The organism is Pseudomonas sp. 2VD, assembly GCF_005503585.1.
GTDB lineage: Bacteria > Pseudomonadota > Gammaproteobacteria > Pseudomonadales > Pseudomonadaceae > Pseudomonas > Pseudomonas aeruginosa.
This window is the reverse complement of record NZ_SCND01000301.1, coordinates 1-7,556: the sequence shown is the minus strand read 5'-3', so window position 1 is coordinate 7,556 and position 7,556 is coordinate 1. Positions and strand designations below refer to the sequence as shown.

The following is a 7,556-nucleotide window of genomic DNA, read 5'->3' as shown; positions in this document are numbered from 1 at the left end:
GCGTCAACGGAGGGCTGCGGTCAGAGCAGGTCACGTTGGCGCAAATGCTGGCGGATCTCGTTGGCCCGGGAGCCAAGGAGGTTGCGCAGCAAGCTGTGATTCAGCCAATCCTCGATTTGTTCCGCAATCGGTTCCTGCGGATAGCGTTCGATGGCATTGGTCGCGGCTTTCTCCCACCAGACGGGGCCGCAGGCCCGGTCGAACTCGTTACTGTATTCGTGGCAACCGTAGAGCAGTTCGATACTGAACTGGCGCATCGGAGCCGGCAACGGCAGGGTTCCCAGCTTGTACAGCAGACGCTTGGCACGCGGTGGGCGTGGCAGTCGATCGGTCACCTTGAGGGTGTCGTCGAGGGCTGCAGCGCTGAGAAGGGAGGAACCGTGCTTGCACAACCAGGCCTGGATCTTCGCGCGGAACAGCTGTTTCCGGCTCCAGTAATGGTGGATCAGGTCGGTACAACCCACCAGCTCCAGCCGCTTGTGGGCGGCGACGGCCAGGACGAATTCCTCAAGAGTATAGGCACCGTTGGCAATTGGATAGAGTTCATCCATTAATTCCAACGAACGGTCGAGTATTTTCGCCTCTTCCCGAGGCAGGCCGATGACGCCGGAGTTGAGCTGGTGCATCTCGTCGTCGGCCCAGCCGCGCTCGAACAGGTAGGGCGAGAGGTCGCGGTAGAGCGGGAAGTTACGGTGTTCGCCATAGCGCGCGCCGATCGCGTTGCACAGCAGGCTGCCGGGCTGGATGCGGTCGAACAGGCGCAGGGGCGAACTGTGGAAGAAGGTATCGGTGTCGATCAGCAATGCCTGGTCGGCGTCTTCCAGGGCGTCGCGCAGGGCCACGTGCTTGGCGCGGAAGTGATAGCCGTGCGGTTGGCACCAGGCGACCAGCTCCTCGGCCGTCACTTCGCGGACCTGCACCGGCAGGCCGGCGTAGGGACTGGGGTCGTCGGTATAGACCCTGACCGTCAGGCCATGCGCCGCCCCGTCGCGGAGGTGGGCGAAGGCGCTGGCGATGCTGAACAGGGCTTCCTGGTGGTAGGTCTGTCGCCCGTAGACCAGGTAGATCAGATGCTTGCGTGAGTTGGCCATGTCTGTCGTGGATCGCGTGAGAGGCTTCCCTGCCGGTATACGCTGCCGGGCCGAACCGCGTAGGCGGTATCAGCGTGGCAGCTGGAGATTCTTCCAGATCGCCAGGCTCGGATCGGCCTGGTTCAAAGTATAGAAATGCAGTCCCGGTGCGCCGCCCTCCAGCAGGCGTTCGCACATCTCGCTGATGACCTGCTCGCCGAAGGCCTGGATGCTGCGGCTGTCGTCGCCGTAGGCTTCCAGTTGCTTGCGGATCCAGCGCGGCAGTTCGGCGCCGCAGGCGTCGGAGAAGCGCGCCAGCTTGGAGTAGTTGGTGATCGGCATGATGCCGGGGACCACCGGGATGTCCACGCCGAGCTTGGCGACCCGCTCGACGAAGTAGAAATAGGCATCGGCGTTGAAGAAGTACTGGGTGATGGCGCTGCTGGCGCCGGCCTTCACCTTGCGCACGAAGTTCGCCAGGTCATTCTCGAAGCTGCGCGCCTGGGGATGGACTTCCGGATAGGCGGCGACCTCGATGTGGAAGTGGTCGCCGGTCTCGGTGCGGATGAAGTCCACCAGTTCGTTGGCGTAGCGCAGTTCGCCGCTGGCCATGCCCATGCCCGACGGCAGGTCGCCGCGCAGGGCGACGATGCGGCGGATGCCGGCCTCGCGGTAGCGGCCGAGCAGTTCGCGCAACTCGGCTTTCGAGTCGCCGACACAGGACAGGTGCGGCGCGGTCGGCACCTTCACCTCGCCGTCCAGTTGCAGCACGGTACTCAACGTGCGGTCGCGGGTGGATCCGCCGGCGCCGTAGGTGCAGGAGAAGAAGTCGGGCTTGTAGCCCGCCAGGTTGCGGGCGGTGGCCAACAGCTTTTCATGGCCGGCCTCGGTCTTCGCCGGGAAGAACTCGAAGCTGAAACGGCGTTCGCTCTGACTCATGATCGGTTCCTTGGACGCGACCACGGCCGCGCCTCTTCTTGTTGATTCCGACTAGCGCCGGGTACTTCAGTAGTACTGGCGGTAGTGCTCGATTTTTTCCCGCAGGCGTCGGGCCGTCGCGGCGTGGGCATGGCCGAGGCGAGCGAGGATCAGCTGCGACTCCTGGTGGTAGTTCGCGATCTTGTCCTGGTTCCAGGTCTGCGGCGGTGGCTGCAGGTTGGTGATGCGGTCGCACAGCTTGACCAGGGCGTACTGCGCCGGGCCCTCGGCAAGCGCCTGGAGATAGTCGTCGAGGGAACGCTTGGGGCCGTCGCCGACGCGCTTGCTCAGGGCCTGCACGCCGGCACAGACGAACTCGCCGAACTGTTGCCGCAGCTCCTCGGGTGAGGTCGCCGTGTCTTCCAGGGTGTCGTGCAGGACCGCGATCTGCAGGGTTTCCCCGAGCCGTTCGATGGCACCGTCGCGATCGGCGGCCAGCAGCTCGTTGGCGACCATGCCCAGGTGCACCAGATAAGGCAGCGGCGAGCCGCTGAGGGTCTGGTTGCGGTGGGCGCGGGCGGCGAACAGCCAGGCCTGGTTGTAGCGATCGGCGAGGTGCGTGGACATCGTGGGAGCGCTCATGCGAACGGGGCAGGCGCATGGCGCCTGCCCCGTGGTCCGCTTAGTAGCGATAGGTGTCCGGCTTGAACGGGCCTTCCACGCTCACGCCGATGTACTCGGCCTGTTTCGGGGTCAGTTGGGTGACCACGCCGCCGAAGCCCTTGACCATCTCCAGGGCCACTTCCTCGTCGAGCTTCTTCGGCAGCACTTCGACGCTCAGGCGCTTGGCCTTCTCGGCGGCCGGCAGGTCGGCGTACTTCTGCTCGAACAGGTGGATCTGCGCCAGCACCTGGTTGGCGAAGGAACCGTCCATGATCCGGCTCGGATGGCCGGTGGCGTTGCCCAGGTTGACCAGGCGGCCCTCAGCGAGAAGGATCAGGTAGTCGTCGTTGTGCGCGTCGAAACCGTCCTTGCCGGTGCGGTGGATCTTGTGCACCTGCGGCTTGACCTCTTCCCAGGCCCAGTTCTTGCGCATGAAGGCGGTGTCGATCTCGTTGTCGAAGTGGCCGATGTTGCAGACCACCGCGCGCTTCTTCAGCGCCTTGAGCATGTTGGCGTCGCAGACGTTGACGTTGCCGGTGGTGGTGACGATCAGGTCGATCTTGCCCAGCAGCGCGGCGTCGATGCTGGCCTCGGTGCCGTCGTTGATGCCGTTCTTGTACGGCGAGACGACTTCGAAGCCGTCCATGCAGGCCTGCATGGCGCAGATCGGGTCGACTTCCGCGACCTTGACGATCATGCCTTCCTGGCGCAGCGACTGCGAGGAGCCCTTGCCCACGTCGCCGTAGCCGATCACCAGGGCCTGCTTGCCCGACAGCAGGTGGTCGGTGCCGCGCTTGATGGCGTCGTTGAGGCTATGGCGGCAGCCGTACTTGTTGTCGTTCTTGCTCTTGGTCACCGAGTCGTTGACGTTGATCGCCGGGACTTTCAGGGTGCCGTTCTTGAGCATGTCGAGCAGGCGGTGGACCCCGGTGGTGGTCTCTTCGGTGATGCCGTGGATGCGCTCGAGCATCTGCGGGTATTTCTTGTGCAGGATCTCGGTCAGGTCACCGCCGTCGTCCAGCACCATGTTGGCGTCCCACGGCTGGCCGTCCTTGAGGATGGTCTGCTCGATGCACCATTCGTACTCTTCCTCGGTCTCGCCCTTCCAGGCGAATATCGGGATGCCGGCGGCGGCGATGGCGGCGGCGGCCTGGTCCTGGGTGGAGAAGATGTTGCAGCTCGACCAGCGGACTTGGGCGCCCAGCGCGACCAGGGTCTCGATCAGCACGCCGGTCTGGATGGTCATGTGGATGCAACCGAGGATCTTCGCGCCTTTCAGCGGCTGCTGGCCGGCATACTTGCGGCGCAGGCCCATCAGTGCGGGCATTTCCGATTCGGCGATGATCAGCTCGCGGCGGCCCCAGGCGGCCAGGGTGATGTCGGCGACCTTGTAGTCGGTGAAACCGGCGGGCGTCATGACAGCGCTCATGCGTAACTCTCCATTCGTTGTCTGCGAATGGGCGCCGTTGGTGCGTTGACAGACCGGCGAGGCCGGCCTGAGAGCGCGCTCCGTTCGAGCCTGACAGGCCTAGGCCTGCTGCAGCGCCCCTCGAACGGAAGGCGGGAGCGACCCGAAGGGCCGCCTGAGCGGGCGATTATAGCGGCGCCACATGAAACTCCCAAGTCACCCCTGATACGCCGCTCGTCGCCGTGCGTCGTGTCCTCGGGCTGCGGCGATGCACCGCAGCGCAGAAGCGCGGGGAATTTGCGGGTCAGGATGCTAGAGTGCGCGGTCATGAGAATCGCTCCCAACTCCCGCTCGCCGCTGCTGCAGTGGCTGAGCTTCGCCCTCTGTGCCTGCGTGCTGGTCAACGCGCTGGCTTGCGGCGTCCTGCACCTGCAGGCGCTGGGAGTGGGCAGCGACAAGGGGCAGAAGGCCAGCGTCGGGCTGTTCTGCGTCGCCGGTGCCAGCCAATGGCTATCCCTGGATCCCGACGACGGGTCCGCCGGCGATCCGGCACCGGTCAATCCCCAGTTGCCGATGAGCTGCCCGATGTGCAGCGCCCTGGTGCTGTTCGTCGCGCTCGGGGTGATCTGGTCCTGGCGCTTGCAACGGCGACGCCAGGCGCGTTTCCGCCCGCCCGCCACGCGCGAGCCGGTGCCGCCCCGGTACGTCTGGCCGCCGGCCAACCCGCGCGCTTCCCCCGCCTGATCCTGAACGCCCGCCGCGCCGGGAATTTGCATCCGTCGCCCGTCCTGCCTCGTCCGCGCAGCGCTCGCCGCTGTCCATCCGGGCGAGGCGGGCGTGCCCACCATGCCTTGCTTCAGGATCGCTCGATGAAAAAGCACTCCACGGCCCGCCGCGTCCTCGCGCTGGGTCTCAACCTCACCCTGGCCGGCGTTCCGGCCTGGCTCTGGGCCGATGAGGAACCCACCGAACTGCCCGCCCTCACCGTCAGCGCCGGCGCCGCCGGGGAAACCCCGCCGGCCCTCGATCTCGACGACAGCGCCGGCGGCGGCTCGCGCCTGGGCCTGAGCCTGCGCGAGACTCCCGGCTCGGTAAGCGTGGCCAACCGTGCCAGCTTCGAGCGGCGCGGCCTGCGCAGCACCCAGGACATCGCCAACAGCCTGCCCGGCGTGAACGCCTCGGCGCCGCCCGGCTTCGGCGGCTTCGTCACCTACCGCGGCTTCAGCTCGAACCAGGTCAACCAGTTGTTCAACGGCATTCCGGTGCAATACAGCAGCGCCATGCGTCCGCTGGACGACTGGATCGTCGACCGCGTCGAGCTGGTCGGCGGTCCGTCCTCCTTCCTCAACGGCGCCGGTGCCGTCGGCGGCTCGCTGGACTACATCAGCAAGCTCGCCGACCGCTACGGCGATTTCATGGAAGGCCGGGTGCGCTATGGCAGCTACGACGATTCGGAAGTCGCCTTCGGCTTCAACCAGGCCCTGGGCATCGGCCCCGAGCCGAAGCACTTCGTGCGCCTGGACGTCAGCCGCAGCGGCGGCAACGGCTACGTCGACCGCAATTCGCGCGAATCGTGGAACGTCGCTTTCTCCCTGCTCAGCGACCTGACCCCGGACCTTTCCCACACCCTGGCCCTGGAGTACCAGGACGAGCAGGAAGACAGCCCCTACTGGGGCACACCGGTGCTCAATCCCTACGCCGGCGAGCTGAAGATCGACAAGAGCCGTCGCCGCGAGAACTACAATGTCGCCGATGGCCGCTACGAACAGCGCGTGCGCTGGCTGCGCTCGATCCTCGAATACCGGGTCAGCGACAGCACGCGCTGGCGCAACACCTTCTACCACTACGACGCCGAGCGCGATTACCGCAACCTCGAGACCTACCGCTACAACGCCGACAACAGCGGGGTGGTGCGCTCCAACGCATTCCTCCAGCGCCACGACCAGCAGCTCAACGGCAACCGCTTCGAGCTACAGCACAGCCAGCCGCTGTTCGGACTGGCCAGCGACTGGGCGCTGGGCTTCGACTACAGCATCAACAAGCAGACGCGCTTCCCGAGTACCGCCTCCGGGCCGTTCGGTACGGTCGATCCGGCCAGTTTCGAGCCGGGCCACTTCTACGACCTGCCGGGCATGCGTCCCGGCCACCGGAAGGACCGCAGCAACGAGGTGCGCACCAGCGCGTTGTTCGCCGAGAACCGCCTGGGCCTGACCGACGAGCTTTCGCTGGTCACCGGGCTGCGCTACGACCACCTCGACCTCGACGTGCGCAACCATCGGACGGTGACCGCCAGCGATCCCGCACACTTCGAACGGCGCTGGGACGTGGTCACCGGGCGCGCCGGGCTGGTCTACCAGTTCACCCCGCACGCCAACGTCTACCTGCAATACAGTACCGCCGCCGACCCGCCGGGCGGGGTGCTGACCAGCGCCAGCTTCGGCCAGGTCCGCGACTACGACCTGTCCACCGGCGACCAGTGGGAGCTGGGCAGCAAGTTCGATTTCCTCGACGGTCGCGGCAGCGCCACCCTGGCCGCCTACCGCATCGTCCGCCGGGACTTCTCGGTGGCCGACCCGAACAACCCCAACCTCAGCGTGCCGGTGGGCCAGCAGACCTCCAGGGGCATCGAGGCCGCCGCCTCCCTGCGGATCACCCCGAAGCTGCTGGCCGAGGGCAATTTCGCCTGGGTCGACGCGCAGTACGACGAGTTCACCGAGAACGTCGGCGGCGTCGCCGTCTCGCGTAAGGGCAAGACGCCGCCGAACGTGCCGGAGCGGGTCGGCAACCTGTGGCTGACCTACGACTTCGACCCGGCCTGGCAGGGCGGGGTGGACGCGCGCTACGTGTCCTCGGTGTACGCCAACAACGCCAACACCTGGCACGTGCCGTCCTATACGGTCTACGGGACTTTCCTCAGCTACCGGCTGGACGAGCGCACGCGGATCACCGGGCGCGTGCGCAACCTCACCGACGAGGTCTACGCGCGCTTCGTGCAGAGCACGCCGCTGTACTACGTCGGCGACCCGCGCACCTTCGAGCTGAGCGTGCAGACGCGCTTCTGAGGAGTCGTCGATGAAACGCTACCTGTACCTGTGGCACCGCTGGCTGGGCATCGGCTGCTGCCTGCTGATGGTGCTCTGGTTCGTCTCCGGCATGGTCATGCTGTATGTCGGCTATCCCAAGCTGACTCCGCTGGAACGCCTGGCCCACCTGCCCGAGCTGGACGGCTGCGAGGCCTGCGTACCGCTGCGGACGGCTCTCGCCGGCGGCGATGGAAAGACCCCGCGGAGCATCCGGCTGGCCAGCGTAGGAGGCCTGCCGACCTACCTGCTGGACGATGCCGACGGACGCACGCGTGCGCTGGCGGCGCGCGACGGCCGACCGCTGGCGGTGGACGCGGACAGGGTGCTGGCCTCGGCCCGTGCCTTCAGCGGCGAAGTACCGATGCAGTTGCAAGGGCGGATCGAGGAAGACGCCTGGACCCATACCCGCAACCT

The 7,556-nt window shown here is 66.5% G+C and carries 6 protein-coding genes, 1 pseudogene and 1 riboswitch; of the genes and pseudogenes, 3 read left to right on the top strand and 4 right to left on the bottom strand.

The window, feature by feature from the left end:
* Positions 1-20: 20 nt before the first annotated feature.
* The 4 genes from FFS27_RS24975 to ahcY all read right to left on the bottom strand — a co-directional run bounded on the left by FFS27_RS24975 (position 21) and on the right by ahcY (position 4,080).
* Positions 21-1,091: a hypothetical protein gene (locus FFS27_RS24975; protein ID WP_003084637.1), complete on the bottom strand. Its 1,071-nt coding sequence runs from the start codon at positions 1,089-1,091 to the stop codon at positions 21-23.
* Positions 1,092-1,160: 69 nt separating this feature from the next.
* Positions 1,161-2,009, bottom strand: a complete 849-nt coding sequence (gene metF, locus FFS27_RS24970; RefSeq protein ID WP_031299890.1) for a methylenetetrahydrofolate reductase [NAD(P)H] — start codon at positions 2,007-2,009, stop codon at positions 1,161-1,163.
* 66 nt (positions 2,010-2,075) lie between these two features.
* Positions 2,076-2,630, bottom strand: coding sequence for an HD domain-containing protein (locus tag FFS27_RS24965; protein WP_003118822.1), 555 nt, complete (start codon positions 2,628-2,630; stop codon positions 2,076-2,078).
* 40 nt (positions 2,631-2,670) lie between these two features.
* Positions 2,671-4,080 carry an adenosylhomocysteinase gene (gene ahcY, locus FFS27_RS24960; RefSeq protein ID WP_021263108.1) on the bottom strand — a complete coding sequence of 470 codons (1,410 nt, stop codon included), beginning with the start codon at positions 4,078-4,080 and terminating at the stop codon, positions 2,671-2,673.
* A gap of 22 nt (positions 4,081-4,102) precedes the next feature.
* Positions 4,103-4,208: riboswitch (S-adenosyl-L-homocysteine riboswitch) on the bottom strand.
* A 178-nt stretch (positions 4,209-4,386) separates the two neighbouring features.
* Between ahcY and FFS27_RS24955 the strand changes: the two genes are divergently transcribed.
* From FFS27_RS24955 to FFS27_RS24945, 3 genes and pseudogenes are all read left to right on the top strand, one after another.
* Positions 4,387-4,803: a DUF2946 domain-containing protein gene (locus FFS27_RS24955; RefSeq protein WP_003084647.1), complete on the top strand. Its 417-nt coding sequence runs from the start codon at positions 4,387-4,389 to the stop codon at positions 4,801-4,803.
* Positions 4,804-4,928: 125 nt separating this feature from the next.
* Entirely contained in the window at positions 4,929-7,121 is a 2,193-nt protein-coding gene (locus tag FFS27_RS24950; RefSeq protein WP_023100753.1) for a TonB-dependent receptor, read from the top strand.
* Between the two features lie 10 nt (positions 7,122-7,131).
* Positions 7,132-7,556, top strand: a pseudogene (locus FFS27_RS24945) (PepSY domain-containing protein); the annotation flags it as partial.